Origin of the sequence: Myxococcus sp. RHSTA-1-4, from assembly GCF_020037125.1 — a bacterium.
In the GTDB taxonomy this organism is placed as follows: domain Bacteria; phylum Myxococcota; class Myxococcia; order Myxococcales; family Myxococcaceae; genus Myxococcus.
Window position 1 is genome coordinate 1 of sequence record NZ_JAIQDG010000058.1, and the last position, 21,354, is coordinate 21,354.

The 21,354-nt window shown below is 70.5% G+C and carries 14 protein-coding genes; 8 read left to right on the plus strand and 6 right to left on the minus strand.

Annotation, left to right across the window (positions count from 1 at the left end; genetic code table 11):
- Nucleotides 1-1,783: 1,783 nt before the first annotated feature.
- From K8638_RS41980 to K8638_RS41995, 4 genes are all read right to left on the minus strand, one after another.
- Complete coding sequence (locus K8638_RS41980; protein WP_223760409.1) at nucleotides 1,784-4,483, minus strand: CARDB domain-containing protein; 2,700 nt, start codon at nucleotides 4,481-4,483, stop codon at nucleotides 1,784-1,786.
- 229 nt (nucleotides 4,484-4,712) lie between these two features.
- Nucleotides 4,713-6,200, minus strand: a complete 1,488-nt coding sequence (locus tag K8638_RS41985) for a S28 family serine protease (RefSeq protein WP_223760410.1) — start codon at nucleotides 6,198-6,200, stop codon at nucleotides 4,713-4,715.
- A 150-nt stretch (nucleotides 6,201-6,350) separates the two neighbouring features.
- On the minus strand, nucleotides 6,351-7,430 hold the full coding sequence (locus K8638_RS41990; protein ID WP_223760411.1) for a nitronate monooxygenase family protein: 1,080 nt from the start codon (nucleotides 7,428-7,430) through the stop codon (nucleotides 6,351-6,353).
- Between the two features lie 16 nt (nucleotides 7,431-7,446).
- Nucleotides 7,447-8,337, minus strand: a complete 891-nt coding sequence (locus tag K8638_RS41995; protein WP_223760412.1) for a cyclic nucleotide-binding domain-containing protein — start codon at nucleotides 8,335-8,337, stop codon at nucleotides 7,447-7,449.
- 86 nt (nucleotides 8,338-8,423) lie between these two features.
- Here K8638_RS41995 and K8638_RS42000 point away from each other — a divergent pair, with 86 nt between their 5' ends.
- The 3 genes from K8638_RS42000 (at nucleotide 8,424) to K8638_RS42010 (ending at nucleotide 11,130) form a co-directional block, all read left to right on the plus strand.
- Nucleotides 8,424-8,654, plus strand: a complete 231-nt coding sequence (locus tag K8638_RS42000) for a hypothetical protein (protein ID WP_223760413.1) — start codon at nucleotides 8,424-8,426, stop codon at nucleotides 8,652-8,654.
- Nucleotides 8,655-8,717: 63 nt separating this feature from the next.
- Nucleotides 8,718-10,421, plus strand: coding sequence for a dihydroxyacetone kinase family protein (locus K8638_RS42005; protein ID WP_223760414.1), 1,704 nt, complete (start codon nucleotides 8,718-8,720; stop codon nucleotides 10,419-10,421).
- 79 nt (nucleotides 10,422-10,500) lie between these two features.
- Nucleotides 10,501-11,130 (plus strand): hypothetical protein, encoded by a 630-nt coding sequence (locus K8638_RS42010; protein WP_223760415.1) that lies wholly within the window; start codon nucleotides 10,501-10,503, stop codon nucleotides 11,128-11,130.
- 15 nt (nucleotides 11,131-11,145) lie between these two features.
- Here K8638_RS42010 and K8638_RS42015 read toward each other — a convergent pair whose 3' ends face one another.
- Nucleotides 11,146-11,316, minus strand: a complete 171-nt coding sequence (locus tag K8638_RS42015) for a hypothetical protein (RefSeq protein ID WP_223760416.1) — start codon at nucleotides 11,314-11,316, stop codon at nucleotides 11,146-11,148.
- Between the two features lie 74 nt (nucleotides 11,317-11,390).
- Here K8638_RS42015 and K8638_RS42020 point away from each other — a divergent pair, with 74 nt between their 5' ends.
- Nucleotides 11,391-13,832: a hypothetical protein gene (locus K8638_RS42020; protein WP_223760417.1), complete on the plus strand. Its 2,442-nt coding sequence runs from the start codon at nucleotides 11,391-11,393 to the stop codon at nucleotides 13,830-13,832.
- Nucleotides 13,833-13,835: 3 nt separating this feature from the next.
- Nucleotides 13,836-16,967 carry a CHAT domain-containing protein gene (locus tag K8638_RS42025; protein WP_223760418.1) on the plus strand — a complete coding sequence of 1,044 codons (3,132 nt, stop codon included), beginning with the start codon at nucleotides 13,836-13,838 and terminating at the stop codon, nucleotides 16,965-16,967.
- A gap of 42 nt (nucleotides 16,968-17,009) precedes the next feature.
- Here the strand turns inward: K8638_RS42025 and K8638_RS42030 are convergent, their stop codons facing one another.
- Nucleotides 17,010-17,636 carry a phenylalanine--tRNA ligase beta subunit-related protein gene (locus K8638_RS42030; protein ID WP_223760419.1) on the minus strand — a complete coding sequence of 209 codons (627 nt, stop codon included), beginning with the start codon at nucleotides 17,634-17,636 and terminating at the stop codon, nucleotides 17,010-17,012.
- Nucleotides 17,637-17,920: 284 nt separating this feature from the next.
- Between K8638_RS42030 and K8638_RS42035 the strand changes: the two genes are divergently transcribed.
- The 3 genes from K8638_RS42035 (at nucleotide 17,921) to K8638_RS42045 (ending at nucleotide 21,350) form a co-directional block, all read left to right on the plus strand.
- Nucleotides 17,921-19,027: an ImmA/IrrE family metallo-endopeptidase gene (locus tag K8638_RS42035; RefSeq protein WP_223760420.1), complete on the plus strand. Its 1,107-nt coding sequence runs from the start codon at nucleotides 17,921-17,923 to the stop codon at nucleotides 19,025-19,027.
- A 4-nt stretch (nucleotides 19,028-19,031) separates the two neighbouring features.
- Nucleotides 19,032-19,574, plus strand: coding sequence for a hypothetical protein (locus tag K8638_RS42040; protein WP_223760421.1), 543 nt, complete (start codon nucleotides 19,032-19,034; stop codon nucleotides 19,572-19,574).
- A 153-nt stretch (nucleotides 19,575-19,727) separates the two neighbouring features.
- Nucleotides 19,728-21,350, plus strand: a complete 1,623-nt coding sequence (locus K8638_RS42045) for an ABC-F family ATP-binding cassette domain-containing protein (RefSeq protein ID WP_223760422.1) — start codon at nucleotides 19,728-19,730, stop codon at nucleotides 21,348-21,350.
- Nucleotides 21,351-21,354: the final 4 nt, after the last annotated feature.

Genomic DNA, 21,354 nt, shown 5'->3' on the forward strand with positions numbered 1-21,354 from the left:
CCCGCAGCGCCATCACCGCCGCCGAGTCCCGCATGCTCATGAGGTACAGCTGCTCCGCCGTCCACATACCCCTTCCCTTCCCTCTCGCCCCTGGGACGACGCTCCACTGAAAGGAGCGCTCCTCCCGCAGCATGATGTCTACCCCAGGGGTCTGACATGGCGGGGAGGCTGGGGCCCGCCACCGGCGAGGACCTGGTGGGTCATGCGGAACGGAGGCTCCATTCCGAGCAGGGCGGCCCGGGGCAACTGGCAAGGAGGAGAGGTAGGCCGAGGAGCGGCGCGTGTTTCGCGGGCCACGCGGAATGGAACTTCCATTCCGGACCTGGGCCGCTCGAGAGGCTGACAAGGCGGAGGGGCGGGGCCATGGGAGGTGCGCGCTTGCTGGGCCACGCGGAATGGAACTTCCATTCCGGACCTGGGCCGCTCGAGAGGCTGACAAGGCGGAGGGGCGGGGCCCATGGGAGGTGCGCGCCTGCTGGGCCACGCGGAACGGAGGCTCCATTCAGCACAGGGCTGAGCGGGGGCGGGACATGGCGGGATGGCAGACGGCCCATGATGGGGGTCGTCTGTCGGCCATGCGGAACGGACGTTCCATTTCGGGCACGGGCGGTCCGGGGACTGGAATGCCTTGCAGACAAGGGACACCACGGGTGAGGGCGTGCCAATCCACACGGAATGGGCGCTCCGTTCCAGGCACGGGTGGTTCGGGGGCTGGAATGCCAGGAAGGCAAGGCCCACCACCGGTGCGGGTCTGGCAGGCCACACGGAATGGACACTCCTTTCCATGCAATGGGCGGCCCGGGTGCCGCGAGCCCGTGACCGGCGGGCGATTCCCTCACATCGACTGATACGTGGAACGTGATGCCACCACCGCGGGGGCAAGGAACGCGTATGCACAGGTGTCATGGGGCGGCTTCGTGGGCCCTGGTGGGAATCATCCTCATCTTCGGAGGCGCATGTGAGCGAGGGACCACCGCGGGTCACCCTCCCGTCCACGCTCTCGCGCCTCCTGCGGAGTCGCCACCCGATGTGACCCGGCCCGAAACGGCCGGGCCGGCTGCGCCGGGCGCCAGTGCGGATTGCGAGCAGCCCAGGCCAGCGCCGGCTCCCGGTTCCGAGGCCACGCCTACCCCGCGGAACATCTTCATCCTCAGCAACTGCGATGGCGGCAACTACACCCTCGTCGTCGACCAGGACCTCCCCGACATCCAGATTGGAATCATTTCCTACGCACCGTCCACGGTGGCGCTGACGGCCCCGTACGTGGGCAACATCACCGCCGTTCACGTGACGGGCTACAGCACGCAGCCCGTGGTGACGGGCATTCCCTCCGGGCTCGTCACCATGGCGCCCATGGCCCCGGCGACCCTGCGCCAGCCCTACGCCAATTCCCGGAGGGTGTGCGCGACCGGGAAGCGCGTGCTGGGTGCCCGGGAGGCTTCCGGGAGGCCTGTCCGGCGGCGAGGGGTGCAAGGCCGGCGATTACTCCGAAGATGGGTCCTACAGCAGGCTGGGAGGGCGGGGCGGTGGCTCCGGCCAGCCCGGCCGGGAAGCCGGGGCCTGCGGCGCCCTGGTGTCCATCCCCGTGGGCGGAGCGCAAGCGTAACGGGCATGCCATCAATATCCCGGATGGCGCGTACGACGCCGGGTGCGGGCGGATTCGCGGCCCCGTGGGGCCCTGAAGCACCGCGTGGCCACTGCCGGGCTGGCCAGGCTCCGGCCCTCCCCTCCACGAGAAGAGAGAGAGGAGGGCCGTTCATCACTCACCGGCAGCGCAAGCGAATCAGGGCAGGACGTTGATGCGGCCCAGGCCGGTGTTGTTGTCCTTGCGCAGTTCCCAGTCGTAGCCCTCGGGGTCCACGACGGCGCCCAGGTAGAGCGGGCCATACAGGTACAGGGTCCACTCCGCCTGACCGTAGAGGGTCAGCGTCTGGCACTGGCCCGGGGAGAGGGGGTCGGTGTTCTGCCGGAACAGGAGCGGGTCCGGGGACGGGTAGCCGGACGGCACGCTCGCGCTGATGACGGAGTCCTCCGACAGGTACAGCCCCACGCTGGTGTGGCCTCCCATCGTGCCCTGGTTGCACACCTGGACCTCGCTGCTGAAGGACTCGTCCCGCTGGATGCTCGCGGGCCCGGTGACGGACGTCACCACGAAGTCCGGCCGGTACCCGAGGCCGATGCGGTAGCCCACCCGGGTGTTGTTGTCCTTGATGAGCTCGGTGGCCATGCCACGCGGGTCCACGGCGGCGCCCAGGTACCACGCGCCCTCCTCCCCGGTCTGGACGGGAATCAACACCGTCTGGCACTGCCCCGGTGCGAGCATGTCGAGCATCGCGTGGCCCAGGGGGCGGTCCGACCCCGCGGAGTACGAATACGCCGGGGTGATGACCTCGTCCGCGGACAGGAACAGCTCCACCTCGGTGTAGCCCGGCTCCGTGCCCTGGTTGCACACCGTCACCGACGCGTTGAACTGCTGGTGGGGCTCGACGCCCCCGGGCCCGGTGACGGACGTCACCACGAAGTCCGGCCGGTACCCCACGCCGATGCGATTGCCCACCCAGGTGTTGTTGTCCTCGCGCTGCTCGGTCTCGAACTGGCGGGTGTCCACGGCGGCGCCCAGGTAGTACGTGCCTTCCATCGGTACTCCCATGAAGCCGGGAATGGTCACCGTCTGGCACTGTCCCGGTTCGAGCCTGTCGAGGGGACTGTGGCCCGAGAGGATGTCCGGGCCATCGCCGGAGGCGAAGGCCGGGGTGATGACCGTGTCCGCGGAGAGGTACACCGACACCTCGGCGTGGCCCTCCCTCGAACCCTGGTTGCACACCGTCGCGGTGTAGTCGACGGACTGGCCGTTCAGCGCGCTGGCCGGCCCGGTGATGGACGTCACCACGAAGTCCGGCCGGTAGCCCACGCCGATGCGCTCGCCCGCGAGGGTGTTGTTGTTCTCGATGAGCTCGGTGTCCATGTCGTACGGGTCCACGATGGCGCCCAGGGAGTACGTGCCCTCCGGACCGTCCGGCGGCGCGCCGTTGACCGTCACCGTGCGGCACTGCCCGGGCCCGAGCGGGTCGACATGCTCCCTGCCCATGAGGAGGTCCGGACCCGTGCCGGGAGGCACGGGCTGGGTGATGGTGGTGTCCGTGGACAGGTACAGCTCCACCTCGGTGGAGTCCTCCGTCGTCCCCTGGTTGCACACCCGCACCGAGGTGTGGATGAGACCGGTGGCCGGTGAGGTCCCGGACCGGGTGACGGACGTCACCACGAAGTCAGGCCGCTCTCCGAAGCCCAGGCGGTCGCCCGTGCGGCGGTTGTTGTACTCAATCAGCTCGGGCAGGCCGTTGGCCCCGTCCACCACGGCGATGACGTAGCGCACGCCATTCTGGACGTCGGTGGACGCCGGGTGCGTCAGCGTCTGGCACTCACCCGGCTGCAGGAGCGGGGTGGGCGCGGTGCCCAGGAGCACGTCCGGATTCGCACTGGGCGGTAGGGTGAGCTGGCTGTCCTCGGACAGGTACCACTCCACCGGAGCACTGCCCGGCTGCGTGCCCTCGTTGCACACCGTCGCGGTGACGGTGAACGTCCGGCCCGGGAGCACGCCCGTGGGCGCGGTGACGGACTTCATCGCGAGGTCCGGCATGCTCCCCATGCTCATGCGGAGGCCCATCTGGGAGATGTTGTTGTTCTCGAAGAGCTCGGGGACGGCCTGGGTGGGGTCCACCGCGGCCCCCAAGTACCAGACTCCCTCCGTGGGCACGTTCGCCCAGGCTTCCACCGGCTCCGTCCGGCACTCGCCCGGGAGGAGCGGCTGGAGGCTCACTCCGCCCACGGGCACGTCGGTGGACGTGCTGGGAGGTACTGGCGGGGTGATGATTGGGTCCTTCGACAGGTACAGCTCCAGGAAGGCGTCGCCCGGTTCCGTGCCCTGGTTGCACACCAGCACGCTGGCGGTGAACCGCTGGTTCAGCATCGCGGTGGTGGGACGCTTGAGGGTGGACACCACCAGGTCCGGCAGGTACCCCACGCCGATGCGGGTCCCCAGCCGGGTGTTGTTGCTCTCGTTCGTCTCGGCGAGCTGGTTCGCCGGGTCCGCGATGGCGGCCACGGTGTACGTCCCCGCGATGCTGACGGCGGACCGCCCGTAGGCCCACTGCGTGCGGCAATCTCCCGCGCCCAGGTACAGGTAGGTGCTCCCCAGGGGGATTTCGGAGGGGGCAGGTGGGAGGCCGATGCTGGAATCGGGTGACAGGTACAGCTCCACGAAGGCGCCGCCCGGCTCCGTGCCCTGGTTGCACACGCTCACCGTGACGGCGAGCATCTGGTCGGGCTTCATGCTCGTGGGGTTCGTCACGGACGTCACCACGAAGTCCGGCCCCGTGCTCAGGGCCTGCGCCGCGGCCTCGGGCGGCGCCGCCTCGGGCGCCATGGATGACTCGCCGCAGGCGGACAGAATCGTCCAGGCCGCAAGCCCGGTGATACATCTCAAGCCTGCGCTTCTTTGCTTCCTCATACGGTGTCCTCGCTGAAAACCGCCGGCACAGCCCGGCACGGCGAGGAAGGGAAGGAGGTCCCGACGGAGGAGCGCGTCCGGAATTCAACGAAGTGCAGAAGAAACAGGATTGCCACTGCAAAAGAGGCACGGGCTCAGGGCCCGTGCCCCTTCAGGCAGGTCTCTCGCAACTCAGATGTTCGCGAAGTGTGAGACTCCGGGACGGCTACTCCTGGGGAGGCAGACGGCGGCGGTCGAGGACGAGCGGCTCCACGGGCTCCTCGCCGGTGGCGAGGGCGGACGCCTTCATCGCGACGCGGCCCGACTCGGTGGGCTGGAGGCCCATCCACGTGCTGAGCCGCTCCAGGGCCACGGTGCGCTCGGCCTCGGGGAGCTTGGAGATGGAGGAGCCGTGGTTTCCGCCGGGCACGAAGAAGCGGTACGAGTCGTTGCGCTCACGCACCTCGAAGGCGTTGGTGGACCAGGGGTCGAGCTCCCCGTAGACGAGCAGGATGCGCTCGCCGCGCGCCTTCACCCAGGCCTCGATGCGGGGAATGGCGCGGCGGTCGAACCCGTAGGGTTCAATCGGGAAGGTCACGAGGGCGGCCGGCCCGTACTCGCCGGGGTAGCGCACCAGGCCGTGCAGGTGCCGCTCGTCGGAGCGGTAGCTGCCGAGCTGCGTGCCCGCCTGGAAGTAGTAGGGCGAGAAGAAGTGGATGCCGAGGTCGCTGAAGGCGACGTAGCCGACGATGCCGTCCAGCGCGTCCAGCACCTGCTCCGCCGGCGCGCCGGGCGCGGGGATGGCGGGGCACGTCGCGGGGTTGCCGTACTGCCAGAAGGAGAAGGGCAGCTCGAGCATCATGAACTCGAAGGTCTTGTCCGCGCCGAGGAAGTCGAGCGTCAGGCCCTGGGCCGTCGCGTCCGCGGCGACGAGCGGCACCAACTCCTCGCGCCGCGACAGCGCGTCACGCTGGAAGTCCCGGATGCGCTCGCGGCACCCGGCGTCGCCCACGCGGCTGAGGAACTGGATGTAGCGCGGGTCCTTGGGGCCGTGGCTGTTGGGTGCCACGTAGGCCACGGTGGCGTCCACGTCGTCCGGGTAGAAGGCGCGGTGGTAGAGGGACGTCATTCCGCCCTTGCTGCCGCCGGTGCTCACCCACTTCGCGCCGTAGAGGGACTTGAAGGCGGTGACGATGCGGTGGTGGTCCGCCGCGGCCTGCTCCAGCGTGAGGTGCTCGAAGTTGGCGGGCGCGGGCGTGGAGTCGCCGAAGAAGCGGTGCTCGACGAGGAGCTGGTTGGCCTGGAGGAGCGCGGTGGGCTCGAACTGTCCGGCGCTCGTGCCGATGCTGTAGCCCGAGCTGGCCAGCACCACGGGGGCCTGCGTGGCGCGGTGCAGCAGCGTCATGCGCTGCTGGAAGCGCTGGCCCTCGGGGTGCTGGTGGTCCACCGGCTGGTCATAGGTGAGGACGAAGAAGCGCGTGCCGGGAAAGCGGCTCGGGCCTTCGCGCACCACCGTGAGGCCGGGAATGGCTTGCAGCGCGACGAGGATGTCCGTCTCCGCGTCGGCGGAGGTCCGCGCCAGGGTGGCCGCGGCGGAGGCCTGTGCCAGCGGTGCCTGCCCCTCCTCGGGTGGCGGGCCTTCGCCACAGGCCTGGAGTCCCAATGCAATCGCACACGTCAGCGCGGTGAGTGGACGTCGAAAGAGCTTCCGCATGGTGTCGAGAGTCCCTGTTCGAATGCTCCGGAAAAGTCCGGATGGACTCTCAACGCCGGGCGCCCGGCCTCATTGCCTCCGTCCGGCATTGCTTGCCGGATGGAGGTATTCCCGTGAGCGCGTGCGACCCGCTCAGCGGGGGCACGTTCTTCAAGGCTGCTCCAGCTCTCGCACCAGCGACTCCATCAGCGCCGGTGCCGTCCGGTGGCGCAGGTTGGGCGCAATCTGCCCACTCCACAGCGAGACGAGGTCCGTGCGTCCCGCCGCGAGGGCCGCGGGCTTCAGCTTCGACGCGAACCAGCCCAGGATGGGGAAGGGCGGAAGCTCCGGGACGCGAGGGCCCATCTCGTCGCTCCAGCGGTTGCGCAGGCCTCGCGCCAGCCGGCCGGAGAAGGCGCGAGTCAGGGCCGTGCGCTGGGACTGGTCGCTGAAGAGGGCGGCGCGGTGCTCGGGAGAGGCTCCGGATTCCTCGCAGGCGAGGAAGGCGGTGCCGAGCTGCGCGGCCTGGGCGCCCAGCGTGAGCACCGCGCGGATGCCGCGCCCGTCGCCGATGCCGCCGGCGGCGATGACCGGCGCCTTCACGCGGTCCGCGACGAGCGGCGTGAGCGCGAGCGTCCCCATCAGCGAGTCCTCCGCCCGCGCGAGGAACGACGGCCGGTGGCCGCCCGCCTCGAAGCCCGTGGCCACGATGAGGTCCACGCCCGCGCCGTCGAGCGCCTGCGCCTCCGCGATGGACGTGGCGGCGCCGATGGTGACGATGCCGCGCCTGCGGCACTCCGCGAGGAGGGGGGCGGAGGGCACGCCGAACACGAAGCTGAACACCGGAGGCCGCGCCTCCAGGAGGGCCTCCACCTGCTCCTCGAACTTCTGGGCGTAGCGCTGGGGCCGCTCGGGCTTCTCCACGCCCAGCTCGCGGTAGTAGGGCTCGAAGAGGGCGTAGACGCGGTCGAACTCCTCGGGGCTCAGCTCCAACCCGCCCGGGTCATGGTCCGACACCCACAGGTTCAACGCGAACGGGTTCGACGTGAGGGAGCGCAGCTCCTTCGCCACCTGGAAGATTTCGTCCGGGGTCAGGCTGTACGCGCCGTAGGAACCGAGCCCGCCCAGGTTGGACACCGTTGCCGCCAGCCGGGTGGAGGACAGCCCCCCGCCGAACGGCCCCTGGACGATGGGATACCGCACGCCCAGCCTGCGCACCGCTTCCGTCTTGCTGCTCCGTGTCTCGCTCATGTGGGCACCGGGCACTTCAGGTGTCGTTGTTGTCGGAGGAGTGGTTCGGCTCGGCCATCACCTTCACCGTCTGCTTCAGCCGCTCCAGGCCCAACCGCACCAGGGCGCCGCGCAGGTTGGGCTGGATGATGAAGGACTTCTCGAACACCTCGCGGTCCAGCTTCATCAGGGTGCAGGGGGTGAGCGTCCGCACGGTGGCGGTGGCCAGCCGGCTGCGCAGCAGGGAGATTTCCCCGAACAGGGCGCCCTCCTTCAGCGTCGCGAGCGGCGAGTGCCGGCCGTCCTCGTGAGTGTGGAATACCTCACACTCGCCGCGCAGCAGCAGGTACAGGGCGTCGCCCGGCTTGCCGCGGGTGAGGAGCGTCTCGCCCGCCGGCACCGTGACGGGGACGAAGGCGGCGCCGAGCTGTGCCTGCAGCTCCGGGGACAGCGTGGCGAGCAGCGGGTTGCTGCGGATGGCATCCGCCATCAACCGCTCCCGGGCGGCCCGCTCCAGCTTGTCGCCCTCCACGCCATAGTCCGTCCAGGCCTCGCGGCTCGCGGACGGGGAGAGCTCCAGGACGACGGCGTCCTCCACCGCCACCACGGTGGCCGTGCGCGCGGTGCCGGTGAGCAGCGCCAGCTCGCCGAAGAACTCGCCGGCCCCGAGCTGTCCTACCACCTTGGGCTCACCGCCCTCCGACTTGCGAGCCACGGCGACGCGGCCCTCCAGGACGACGAACATGGAGCGGCCGGGGTCTCCCTCCTTCACCACGACTTCCCCCGCCTGGAGGAAGCGCGTGACGACGGGTGGGGGCTCCGGGGCCTGGGCTCCACCGGCGGGCGCGGGCGGTGGTGCCGCCGCTTCTCCGGCGGTGGGCGACGGAGGGGAGGAGAACAGGGACCGGAGGCGCTCCAGCAGGGACATGATGACTTCCGGGTGAAGAGGCGAGGCGGCCCCATCCTACAAGCGCCGCCGGGGTGTCACGGTCGGCTTCCTTCGAACCGACGACGGTGAGATTCATTCCGATCTGCACCGACAGCGGCTTTCCGTCCACGGTGACGGGAATCTTCCCGTTGATGTACCAGCCGAACGAGCCGGTGGAGAACGACTTCACCTCGGCGAGCTGCTCCTGGCCGTTGATGACGACCTTCAGCGGCTCGGCCTTCTCGAGGAACTGCGACAGGGACACGGGGCAGGGGGACCTGACCATGGGCGCGACCCTACCACCGCCTCGTGCTTGACGTGCCCATGCGGCGCGTCCACCTTCTTGGCGCCTGCTCAACCCCCGCGAGGAGAACAGCCCGGTGAAGAAGCTCGTCAATTCGCCACGCGCCGTGGTGCGCGAGATGCTCGAAGGCTTCGTCGCGCTCGCGCCGGGGCAGGCCCTGCTGGAGGAGGAGACGGTGGTGGTGCGCGCCGACACTCCGGCGGACGTCCAGCAGCGCAAGGTGGCGGTCATCTCCGGGGGCGGCAGCGGGCACGAGCCGGCGCACGCGGGCTACGTGGGCGCGGGCATGCTGGACGCGGCGGTGGCGGGGGACGTGTTCACCTCGCCGAGCGCGGACGCGGTGCTGGCCGCCATCCGGGCGGTGGCCGGGCCGGCGGGGGCGCTCCTGGTGGTGAAGAACTACACGGGGGACCGGCTGAACTTCGGCCTCGCCGCGGAGCTGGCGCGGGCGGAGGGGATTCCGGTGGAGACGGTGGTGGTGGCGGACGACGTGGCCCTGCACGACACCGTGGAGCCCGCGCGGCGCCGGGGCATCGCGGGGACGGTGCTGGTGCACAAGGTGGCGGGCGCGGTGGCCGCCACGGGGGCTCCGCTGTCGGAGGTGGCGCGAGAGGCGGCGGCGGCCGCGGCGGAGCTGGGCACCATGGGCGTCGCCCTGGGGCCCTGCACGGTGCCGGCGGCGGGGCGGCCCGGCTTCACGCTGGGCGAGGACGAGCTGGAGCTGGGCCTGGGCATCCACGGCGAGCAGGGCGTGCGGCGCGTGCCGATGCAGTCCGCGGACGCGCTGGTGGACACGCTGCTGACCACGATTGTCGAGGACCGGCGCATCAACTCTGGAGACAGGGTGGTGCTGCTCGTCAACGGACTTGGCGGCACGCCGCCCATGGAGCTGGCCATCGTCGCGCGCCGGGCCCTGGCGGTGCTGCGCGGGGCGGGCGTGCGGGTGGAGCGGGCCTGGTGCGGGACGTTCCTCTCCGCGCTGGAGATGCCGGGCTGCTCGCTGTCGCTGCTGAAGGTGGATGACGCGCGGCTGGAGCGGCTGGACGCGGCGACCTCCGCGCCCGCGTGGCCGGGCGCGGGCCGGGTGGCGGCGGAGCGGGCTGCCCGTCATGTGTCGCCCGCGCAGGTGAGGCCGGTGGAGGCGGGTGAGGTGCGGCCGGGGATGGAGCACTTCAGGAAGGCGGCCCTGGCGGTCGCCGATGCGTTCGACCTGGCCGAGCCGCGGCTGACGGCGCTGGACAGCGCGGCGGGGGATGGGGACCTGGGGCTCAGCCTCGCGCGTGGCGCGGAGGCCATTCGCGCACTGCCCGAGTCGTCCTGGATGAGCCCGTCGCGCGCGCTGACGGCGATGGGCAATGCCCTGCGTCGCGCCATTGGCGGCAGCTCGGGGCCGTTCTATGCCACCGCGCTGCTGCGCGCCGCCCGCCACCTGGCGGAGAAGGAGGGGACGCCGGATGCCGCCGCGTGGGCCGAGGCGTTCAGCATTGCCGTGGACGCGGTGTCGGAACTGGGCGGCGCGCGTCCCGGGGACCGCACCATGCTGGACGCACTGAAGCCCGGGGCGGAGGCCTTCGCCGGGGCGGTGAAGGCGGGCAAGTCACCCGCCGATGCGTGGGCCGCGTGTGTCCGCGAAGCCGAGCAGGGCGCGGAGGCGACCTCGCGCATGCAGCCGCGCCTGGGCCGCGCGAGCTACCTGGGCAAGCGCGCCCTCGGAGTGCCCGACGCTGGCGCCGCGGCGGTGGTGGTCTGGCTGAAGGCGCTCACGCCGTTCATCAAGTGACGGGGCGGCTCGCGGGCAGGTGAGCGGTCCGCGCTGGACTACAGTGGGCCGGGTCATCCCTGGAGAGGACCCGAACCCGATGATGTCCGGCCGGAAGCTGATGGCGGTGATGCTATGCGGAGTGCTCACCGGGGGCGCGCTCGCTGCGGACGCCGCCGAGCCCGCGCCTCCGGACTGTGACTTCCGCCTGGAGTGCCAGCTCGGGGCGCATGCGTTCTCGGTGCGCTTCGACTCCGCCTCGGGGGAGTGCACCGAGGACGACATGCGGGCCTTCGTGGAGACTCCGGCGGGAGGGAGGAGTGAGCTTCCGCTGGAGCCGGACTGGTATGGCTCCATCTCGAACCTCGCGGATGGTGAGTCCATCTGCCGGCGCTCCGGCGCCGTGGTTCCGAACAGCGAGGTGTCCGCCTTCGCGGTGGACGCCCGGCGCGCGCTGGTGTTCTTCACGAAGGACGACCGGCCCGGTTACGAGCACGTGGGCGTGGCGCTCATCGACGCGGCGACGGGGAAGGTCCTCGACGTGAAGCAGAGCCTGGGCGCGTCCAAGGACGACTCCGTGGCCATCCTGAAGACGCCGCGCGGGTTCAAGCTCCGCCTGATTCGCGAGTACCTCAAGGTGGTCCGGTGTGACTGCTCCGCCGCCTTCGCGGACGACTGGCTGTCCGTCGAGGTCGTCAACGGAAGGATTCGCGCGCGGTGGATGAAGTGACCCACCGGCCAGGAGTCAGTGCCGTGCCTGGGAGGTCGCGGGCGGCAGCCACCCGGCGCGCCGCATGGCCTCGTGCGTGAGGTCGGCGAGCTTCTGGGAGCCCTCGGGGCTCGGGTGGAAGCCGTCGTTGGAGAGCCACTCGTCTTCACTCGCCGCGACTCGCGTATGCTGCGCGGCCGAGCACACGGTGCGGCATCCGGTGCGAGGGGGCTGTGATGCGTGAGCATTTCAGGAGTCCGCGGGGAAGCGTTTGCCTTTGCATGGCCATGCTGGCGCTGCTGCTGGCATTACCCGCGGCGGCCCAGGACGCCGGGCGTCCCCCGGTCATGGATGCCGGAGTGGACGCGGGCCTCGACGCGGGCGCCGCCGAGCGACGCGACGGAGGCACCGACGCGGGCCTCGCGGCCATGCAGGTCGTCTTCCGAGATTTCCCTCCGGGGCAGCCCATCCAGCTCTGGAGCGACGGCGGCGTGGTGACGCACACGCTCCACCTCGACGAGATGTGGAACGCCCGGGTCGACGACGTGCGGGTCCGGGCCACCGGGCTCCTGGACGAGTCGGGGGTGAGCGCCAGTCCGGTGGAGCTGCTGGACGAGAGCGACGCCGGTGTGGCGCTGGGCGCGCTGGACTCCATCCCCGTCATGCTCCGGGCACGCATCGACCATCCGGGCACCTACCGGAGCCGGCTCACGATTCTCTACGGGGGGCGCGAGCAGGGCTCCACCGAGGTCGTCATCACCTGGCCGAGGTCGGTGCTGAACGTGGGGCTCGTCGACGCGGTGACCCGCGTGCGGGGCACCACGCCTCCCTGGTCGAGCGAGCCCTCCGTGCGCATCCCGCTCACCCTGCGCGAGACGGCGGGCCTCCCCGTGACGCTCAGCCCGCCCGTGCTCTCCAGCCTCACCGTCCAGGAGGACGCCGCGGACACGGCCACCGCGTATGACGTGCCAGTCAAGGCGAGGGCCCTGGTGGAAGTGGATGGGGGAACGGCGGCCCTGGAAGGTCCCTTCGTCCTCGGTCGCGGGCAGGTGCTGCCGGTGCAGCTCGACATCGACTCCGAGCTGCCGGGCGCGGGGCTCTACAAGGGCACGGTGAGCATCGTCTCGCCCGGAGGGCCACCGCTGGATGCGACCTTCACCCTCTACCTGCGGGAGTCCTGGGGCATGGCGTTCCTGCTCATCCTGCTGGGCGTCCTCGTCTCCTACGGCATCCGCACCTACCAGACGGTGGAGCGCCCCCGGCTGCTCATCGAGCACCGGGCGCAGACCCAGCTCCAGTCCCTGAATGACCTGGCGGCCCACCCCGATTGCGACGTCGAGGGACAGGACCTGGTCAAGAGCCTCCGGGCGGAGGTCGACAGCCTCCTGCGGGAGGCCTCGCAGAAGTGGGCCCCCGGGAATCTGGACACCCTCGGCCAGAAGCTGAGCGTGCTGGAGCGGAAGGTGACGGCGGCCTGGAACTGGGTCCGGCTGCGCAAGGCCGTCCTGGCCATGAGCCCCGTGCAGCTCCAGAAGACGCTCCTGGACAAGCTCGCCGAGGTGAAGGCCACGCTGTCCACTACGGGCACCTCGGCCTCGGACATGGACGGTGTCGAGGCCAGGCTCCGCGCCCTGCCGGCTGAAATCCAGGCCGCGGTCCGGCAGCACCTCGTCACGGGTCTCCAGGGGCTCCGGGAGCGCGTGGCGGCGTTCACACGGGCTTCGCCCACGTCGAGCACGGCCTTCGAGCTGGCGCGCCTCGTGGTGCCGAGCCTGGACCTCGTGGAGAGGAACCTGGACCGCGACCCCGGGGCGGCGGCCCAGGCGCTCGACAAGGCACGCGGGGGCTATACGAGCCTCGTGGCGGACGACCTGGGCAGGCGATTCGACGGCGCTCCACCGGCCTTCATGAGCCAGGACGAGTGGACCGCGCTCGGCAAGAGCGTCAATGGCTTCCTGGCCCCGGTTCGCGAGCGCTCGGTGCTCGTTGATACGGAGGCGGCGGTCCTGGCCTACGAGCAGGCGCTGAAGCACTACGTGCTGACCGCGGCGCAGGCGCTCTCCAAGACGACGGGCGAGCTCGTGGCGAAGGCGGAGGAGTCCCTGAAGAAGGCAAAGGAGGCCGGGCAGCCCGTGCCTCCAGACGCGGAGAAGACGAAGACGGACATGACGAAGTTCCGCGACGCGGCCGACGCCGCGGTGCGGCTCGCGACGGAAGGCAAGCTCGCGGACGCACAGGTCGCGTACGAGGAGGTCCGGGCCCGGTACGAGGACAGGGTGAAGGACCTGACGAAGGCGGGCCAGTTGTCGTGGATGGGGGCCGAGGCTCCCGCCGTGCCCGCCCCCGGAGCGCCTCCGGCCGGCGTGTCCCTGGGGGCGCTGCCCGATGCGCTGTCGCAGAGCCTGCGGCTGGTGATGACCCCGGTGCTGGAGCGGCGGGCCCCGGCGGAGGTCATGGCCTGGATTGGCAAGCGGCTCCTGGTCGCGGACTTCCTCATCATGCTCATCACGCTCCTGGTGGCCTCGGTGGTGGGCTTGAACCTCCTCTGGGTGAATGACCCGCTGTGGGGCGGATGGGGTGACTGGCTCGTCGCCCTGCTCTGGGGATTCGGGCTCCACCAGATTGCCCATCCCGGGCTCGCGCCCCTCATCCAGCGCATCCTCGGTCCGGCGCAGGCCACGCCACAGCCGGCCACGCCCGCGCCTCCGGCGGGAAGGAGCTGAGACATGGCCATCACCCGCTACCGCCGCTTCGACATCCGCGTCGTCCTCCAGCGCTCGGAGGACGGCGGCACCGTGGGAGAGACCCGGGTCTGGGGTGTCTCCCTCCGGCACGCCTTCACGCCGGAGGAGGTCGAGCGGTGGTGCTCCGGCGCGGGGCCCACGGCGGACGAACTGTCCACGGCGCTCCGGCTGCCGGGAGCGGTCGAGCGGCTCTCGGCCTTCCTGAAGCGGGAGCGCGCCCCTGAGGACTCGGAGCGCTTCCTGGCGCGCGTGGCGTTCGAGGTCCGGGACTCGCGGTGGGAGGCCTTCGACCTGGAGGCGGTGCGGGCACCGGCGGAGGTCGTGCTCCGCGAGGAGGCGCCCGACCTTTCCATTCCGGTCTCCGTCGTCAGGGCCTCTCCGGTGCGTCCGCGAATCGGGCTCATCCCGCTCACGCTTCCGGTGCGCGTGTTGGCCCTGGACGCCCGCGGTGGCACGCGAGGCGCCGTCTCCGGACTCGTGTCCGCGGTCTTCGGCTCACTGCCGGGCTGGAAGGACGCCATGGACGTGGACGCCTGTGAGCCCGAGGTGCTCGAACCTTTTCTCCGGCTGCGGGGCTGGCCCACCGCCGAGGTGCTCCACTTCTCCGACCCGGCGTTCTTCCGTCGGGAGGCAGAGGCGGGGAGGCTGTTCTCGACGGCCGCTCCCGACGCGCCGGGAACGCTGGGCTGGCTCTTCCGGATGGCGGACGCGTGGCAGACGCGGCTGGTGGTGCTCGAGTATGAGCACGAGGGGGATGCGCGCATGCTGCGCCGTCTCGCGCACGCGCTGGTGGGGCGAGGCGGGCCGGCGGTGCTGCTCGGGCCGGCGGGGGCCTCCGCCTGGCGCGCGCGGCTCTATGACGAGCTCGTCCACGACCGGCCCCTCGACGCGTGGGGGGAGCCCGGGTGCGTGCTCCTCGGGGGCGCGGGACGGGAGGAGCTGCTGCGCGCGTCCACCATCGCCGCGGCGCTGGCGCGGCCCGCCGTGGAGGAGGAGCTCATCCTCGCGAACCCGAAGGTGGAGGAGGCGCTGCGGACGGAGCTCCACGGCATGGCCGACCTGCTGACCACGCTCAACTTCGACCACGAGTCAGGAGGCATGCTGCCGCTGTCCCAGAAGCTGGGGAACCTGCGGGACCAGTTGATGGTTCCGAGCCCCCGGCCGCCGGTCCTCTTCAGCTTCGCCAGTCCTGGAGGCACGTCGCTCGAGTCCGCCCCGGCCCCGGAGCCCCGACCGGGACCCCGGCAGGTCAACACGCTGCTGCACGTCGAAGCGGAGGACGGCGGGCTCCGTGAGCTGGAGGCGACGTCCACCGCGCTCGAACCGGCGCAGGTGGTGCACCTGAGCGTGCGCATCGACTCGAAGCGTGGGGGCATTCCCAGCCTCGGCTCCATGGCCCTCCTGGAGGAGCGGCTCCACTGGACGCTGGGGGAGGAAGGGCTGTTCCTCGACGTCGGGGTGACGGGGATGGACTTCGACGTCCTGGGCGCTCCCGTCCAGCAGCTCTGGCTGCCGAGGAAGGGCGCGAGCGACGCCGTGTTCTTCGCCCTCGCGCTGCGCTCGAGCACCCGCATCGAGGGCGTGGCCCGACTGCGCCTGTGCCTCTACCAGCGCGACAATCTGTTGCAGTCGTTCCGGCTCGCGGTGCGGGTGCGGCGCCCGGGTGAGGACGAGGGGTGGGAGGCACGCGCGCGGAGGCTGGCGGACGCGCTCGGCGTGGACGTGGCGCAGGTGCTCCAGTCGGGTGAGACGGGCTCGCTCATCCGGCTCGAATACAGCGCGGTGGCGGAGCTGTCGGAGCGGCCCGACGCGCCCCCGCGCGCGCTGAGCTTCGCCGTCAACCAGAGCGCCGGTCAGGACGTGGTGACCGTCAAGGGGCAGGACCTCTTCGAGGTGAAGGTCGGCGGCAACCTGGGCAAGGTGGTGGAGGACGTCCGCAAGACGCTCCTGGATTCATCGAGGGGCCCGCAGGGCCAGTACCTGTTCAACTTCCAGGGCGAGGCGAACCGCGGCGACCCCGCGCAGTTCAAGAAGATGCTGCTGGAGCTGGCCCGGCACGGCTGGAGCCTGTTCACCCAGCTCGTCCCTTCTTTCGACGGCAGGGCGGAGGTCCGGAAGCGGCTCACCGAGGACGGACAGGTCATCAACGCGGCGCACATGGACCTGGAGCGCGTCATCCCCTGGGCGCTCGTCTACGACCGGCCCTTCGACGCCGACCGCCAGACTCCCGCGCCCGTGACGTGTGATGCGCCGCTCCCCGGCGCGGACGGGAGCCCCGGGGCGAAGCAGTGCGGCGCCTCCGAGCGCTGTCCGCTGCACGAGACGAACCGGGCCACGACGGGGCACACGGAGAAGACCGTGGCCTGCCCGCGTCACTTCTGGGGCTTCCGGCACATGGTGGAGGTCCCACCGCAGCAGGTGGCTCGCCTGGATGAGCCCCCGCGTGCGCTCCCTCCGGTCATCACCAGCGGAGACCCCGTCACGGTGCTCACGGGACGGCACGAGGGCCTGGGGCTGGCCGTGCAGCACTTCACGGAGCTGGCGAGCCTGCTCGGAACGACTCCGCCCCTGGCGGTGCTCCGCGCCGCGAAGGGGCGGGACGACCTGCTGGACCTCCTGGAAGGGGCGCAGGGGGCGCCGGACATCGTCTACCTCTACTGCCACGCGTACGCGCGGCGGCCGCCCAACGCCAGGGCCGCCGAGCCGGACGAGCCCCACCTCGCCCTGGGGCCCGCGAGCGCGGTGGGATGGATTACGGCCTCGCAGCTGGCGAGCCTCCCGCCCTTGAGCCACCAGCCGCTGTTCTTCCTGAACGGGTGCGGCACGGCGGCCTTCGACTCCACGCGGCCGGCGCAAATCATCCTCAGCCTGATGGCGGCCCGGGCCGGAGGCGTCATCGGGACCGAGGTGGCCATCTGGGAGGGGCTCGCGGCGGAGATGGCGCGCCTGTTCTTCCAGCACTTCCTGAAGCGGAAGCCCGCGGGCGAGTCGCTGCTGGAGGCGCGCCGCGCGCTCCTGGCCCGGTACAACCCGCTGGGGCTCGTCTACACGCTCTACGGCAGCGCGAACCTGATGCTGGCGCCGGGCAGGCAGCCCGCGCCTTCTGGCGGTTGAGGCCCTACCGGTCCGCGAGGAGCAGCGCCAGGTCCGGTGTGCTCAGGGGAGCCGCTCCACGGTGGCGCCCGCGCGCTCCAGCAGTTCGCGGTACCAGTCGAAGGCGCGGGCGGTGCGGTCCCCGAGGCCCTTCGCGCCCCAGAGCACGGTGAGGGTGCGCCGCGTCTCGGCGTTCGTCTTGGTGCGCTGCGCGTCCTTCACGGCGTTGGCGCAGGGCCCCTCCGCGTCGAAGAGGCACAGCAGCCCCTCCAGGTCGATGCTCTGACCGGAGGCGTTGAAGACGTACTGCGAGCCGGCGGGGGCGATGCCGATGCGGAAGGGCGCCTTCGCGCGGTCCAGGTCCACCACGCTGATGGGCAGGCCGCTGTGCAGGGACACGGCGTTGCAGGCATCCACGGCGGTGTTGATGGAGCCGAGCGAGCCGTCCCCCGAGGCGCGCACGAGGTACTCGGAGGCGGGCTTGCCGCGCCCGGTGGGTTTGTAGCCGCCGTGGCGGAGCATGTCGCGCACGGTGCCGCGCACGGTGTCGTCGCTGGACAGGGGCGCGGTGGCGCCCGGCTGGAGCAGGGCCACCAGCCACTCCGGTGAGGGCAGCGAGCCCAGCGGGGCGGGGAACGTGGTGGTGAAGGCGAGGGTATCCAGGGACGGATGCGGGTCGACGGTCAGCACGACGGTGACTCTACGACACGCGGCGTGCCAGGGCGTGAGGCGCGGGGCCCGGAGTGGCGGCGTGAGCAACGTCGGTCTGGAGGGCTGGACAGGCCGGAGCGCCGGGACTCGAAGCGGTTATCGCAGCCGAGGAGCGGGCACTCGCCACCCCGGTTGGCGCGGTGGAAGAGAAGGAGGTCGAGTGTGGTGTTTTCGTCTCAAGAGCCTGGAATGACAGGCGAAACACACGCCATCAAGTGGCCTGTCGCTGGTGCATGTGCTATTTTCGCACCATGGGTCAGGGAATGGTCACGACATGGCAGCAGCTCGGGGCACGCCTTGCTGAAGCGCGCAAGGCCGCGGGCCTGAGTCAGGCCGAACTGGCCGCTGCGCTGAACCTCGACCGGACAGTCATCACGAAGCTTGAGGCTGGTGAGCGGAAGCTCGACGCTATCGAACTGACGCGCATCGCCGAGCGGCTGAATCGGCCCCTCGACTGGTTCCTTGTTCCGTCACCGCCCGCCGTCGTTAGCCGCCGGAAGAGCCGAGACCTGGCGGATGACTCGCGAGCGGATGTTCTGCTGGAAGGTCTTGCTCGGGATGTCAACCTGCTGGTTGAGCTGAAGGTTCTTGAACCTCCGCTGCCCCCGCGCACCAGGAGCATCGACTCCGTCACGAGCGCGGAGGCTGCGGCACGCGAGCTGCGCAAGAACCTGGGGCTTCCGCTCGGGCCCATCTGGGAGGTCCAGGCCCTCGCTGAGAAGGTGGGGCTCTATGCCTTTGCCCTGGACCTTCAAGACGACGCACTCGATGGGTCGTATCTGCGGCTCGACCAGGGGGGCGTCGCGCTCGTGAACGGGCGTGCCCAGACAGGGCGCCGCCGGTTCACCCTGGTCCACGAGCTGGGGCACCACATCTTCGCCGACGACTTCTCGTCGGAGTGGATTGTCGGCGCGGATGGTGATGACCGTGAGCGTCTCATCAATGCATTCGCCATCCACTTCCTGATGCCGAGGGAGTCCATCCGCTCACGGTGGCAGGAGCTTGAGGGTCGTGCCAACGCACGAGCGGCGGCCATCGTCCTCGGAGCCGAATACGGCGTGAGCTGGACGGCAGTCCTCGGGCATCTTTGCAATCTCGACCTCATCGACAGTGGCATGCGTGACCGGCTTGACGCCGAACGTCCACGGAAGGCCGACTACCTCGATGGGGGCGTCACCTTGCGCGAGGAACTGGCTCCCCCATCCATTCCTCCACGCTTCGCGCAGGCCGTGGTACGGGCCTACAAGCGCCACAAGGTGAGTGCAGAGCGGGCCCTGGAGCTGCTCCATGGCGCACTCAGCGCTGGTGATCTGCCCCCCCAGGATCGGATACCGCTCGAGTCGATGCGCTCGCAGTTCGACCTGGACTGAAGGCATGGCCATCCTGGTATTCGACAGCGCGCCCCTGAGTTGCTTTGCCAGGGCGAAGCGGCTCCCGCTGCTGGAGTTGCTCACGCAGGGCGATGAGCGGGTCACGACGCGCGCCGTGCGGGATGAGCTCGGTGCCGGCGTGCGTGAACATCCCGAGCTTCAAGCCGTTCTCGACCTGCAGTGGCTCCGGGTTGAGCCGGTGGACACGCTGGAGGTGCTGAGCCTCTTTGCCCAGTATGTGCAGCCGCTGGGGGCGGGACGGCGTAACGTGGGGGAGGCCAGCGTGATGGCCTGGGCAGAGGCTCATGGCGGCATCGCGTTCACGGACGACAACGTCGCGGTCCAGATTGCGCGTAACAGGGGCGTCCGGGTCCTGCGCACGCTCGCGTTGGTGGCACGCGGGGTCAAGCGAGGCATGCTGAACGATGCCGAGGCGCAGCTCCTCGCGGATGACCTCATTCGTGCCGGCGCTCGTTTCCCCTTCCGTCCGGGCGAGTTCATTCCCTGGGCCCGTGAGCAGGGGCTCCTTGGAAGTACGCGGGAGTAGGACACCTACGCTGGCACTGGCGGGCGGGCGGGCCCTTGCCGGCCTCCCCTCATGCAAGAAAGCCCGCTCCCTGATGGTTCGGAACACTCTTCCCGGGGCGCCTCCCATGGCATAAGGGCGCCGCAACCGCACCCGGGCTCCCTTGGCACGCACATGATTCGTCTCGACAACATCGGCAAGCAGAATGGCCAGCAGATTCTCTTCATCGAGGCCTCCGCGGCGCTCCACAAGGGGGAGAAGGTGGGCCTCGTCGGCCCCAACGGCGCTGGCAAGACGACGTTGTTCCGGATGATTACGGGCCAGGAGCAGCCGGACGAGGGCCAGGTGGCCGTCGACCGGGGCGTCACCATCGGCTACTTCAGCCAGGACGTGGGCGAGATGAAGGGCCGCAGCGCCGCCTCCGAGGTGATGGACGGCGCGGGCCCGGTGAGCACCGTGGCCGCGGAGCTGAAGGAGCTCGAGGCCGCCATGGGGGACCCGGACCAGGCGGACAACATGGAGAAGCTCGTCGAGCGCTACGGCGTGGTGCAGGGGCGCTTCGAGGAGCTGGGTGGCTACGCCCTGGAGGGCCGGGCGCGGGAAATCCTCGCGGGCCTGGGCTTCAGCCAGGAGATGATGGACGGCGACGTGGGCGCGCTGTCGGGCGGCTGGAAGATGCGTGTGGCGCTGGCCCGCATCCTCCTGATGCGTCCGGACGCGATGCTCCTCGACGAGCCCAGCAACCACCTGGACCTGGAGAGCCTCATCTGGCTGGAGGAGTTCCTCAAGGGCTACGAGGGCGCGCTGCTGATGACCTCGCACGACCGCGAGTTCATGAACCGCATCGTCAACAAGGTCATCGAAATCGACGCCGGCTCGCTCACGACGTACACGGGCAACTACGACTTCTACGAGCAGCAGCGGGCGATGAACGAGAAGCAGCAGCAGGCGCAGTTCGAGCGCCAGCAGGCGATGCTCGCCAAGGAGCTGAAGTTCATCGAGCGGTTCAAGGCGCGCGCCTCGCACGCGGCGCAGGTGCAGAGCCGCGTGAAGAAGCTGGAGAAGATTGAGCGGGTGGAGCCGCCCAAGCGCCGGCAGACGGTGCTGTTCGAGTTCCTGCCGGCGCCGCGCTCGGGCGAGGACGTGGTCAGCCTGAAGAGTGTGTGCAAGGCCTACGGCAAGCGGACCATCTACGATGGGCTGGACTTCCTGGTGCGCCGCACGGAGCGCTGGGCCGTCATGGGCGTCAACGGCGCGGGCAAGTCCACGCTGCTGAAGCTGGTGACGGGCTCCACGCAGCCGGACGACGGCACGGTGGCGCTGGGCGGCAGCGTGAAGATGGGCTACTTCGCGCAGCACGCCATGGACCTGCTGGACGGCGAGCGCACCGTGTTCCAGTCGCTGGAGGACGCGTTCCCCCGCGCCGGGCAGGGCTCGCTGCGGGCGCTGGCCGGCTGCTTCGGCTTCTCCGGCGACGAGGTGGAGAAGAAGTGCCGCGTGCTGTCCGGTGGTGAGAAGGCGCGGCTCGTCATGGCGAAGATGCTCTACGACCCGCCGAACTTCCTGGTGCTGGACGAGCCCACCAACCACCTGGACATGGCGACGAAGGAGATGCTGATTACGGCGCTCTCCCGGTACGAGGGCACCATGCTGTTCGTCTCGCACGACCGGCACTTCCTGGGCGCGCTGTCCAACCGCGTGCTGGAGCTGACGCCGGAGGGCATCCACCAGTACGGCGGCGGCTACACGGAGTACGTGGCGCGCACGGGCCACGAGGCCCCCGGCCTGCGGAGCTGAGACG

Excerpts from the sequence above, each read along its gene's own strand:
- K8638_RS41990 (WP_223760411.1), bottom strand. The coding sequence starts at position 7,430 with ATGAGCGAGACACGGAGCAGCAAGACGGAAGCGGTGCGCAGGCTGGGC.
- K8638_RS42010 (WP_223760415.1), top strand. The coding sequence starts at position 10,501 with ATGATGTCCGGCCGGAAGCTGATGGCGGTGATGCTATGCGGAGTGCTC.
- K8638_RS41985 (WP_223760410.1), bottom strand. The coding sequence starts at position 6,200 with ATGCGGAAGCTCTTTCGACGTCCACTCACCGCGCTGACGTGTGCGATT.
- K8638_RS42040 (WP_223760421.1), top strand. The coding sequence starts at position 19,032 with ATGGCCATCCTGGTATTCGACAGCGCGCCCCTGAGTTGCTTTGCCAGG.
- K8638_RS42025 (WP_223760418.1), top strand. The coding sequence starts at position 13,836 with ATGGCCATCACCCGCTACCGCCGCTTCGACATCCGCGTCGTCCTCCAG.
- K8638_RS42020 (WP_223760417.1), top strand. The coding sequence starts at position 11,391 with ATGGCCATGCTGGCGCTGCTGCTGGCATTACCCGCGGCGGCCCAGGAC.
- K8638_RS41995 (WP_223760412.1), bottom strand. The coding sequence starts at position 8,337 with ATGTCCCTGCTGGAGCGCCTCCGGTCCCTGTTCTCCTCCCCTCCGTCG.
- K8638_RS42045 (WP_223760422.1), top strand. The coding sequence starts at position 19,728 with ATGATTCGTCTCGACAACATCGGCAAGCAGAATGGCCAGCAGATTCTC.
- K8638_RS42035 (WP_223760420.1), top strand. The coding sequence starts at position 17,921 with ATGGTCACGACATGGCAGCAGCTCGGGGCACGCCTTGCTGAAGCGCGC.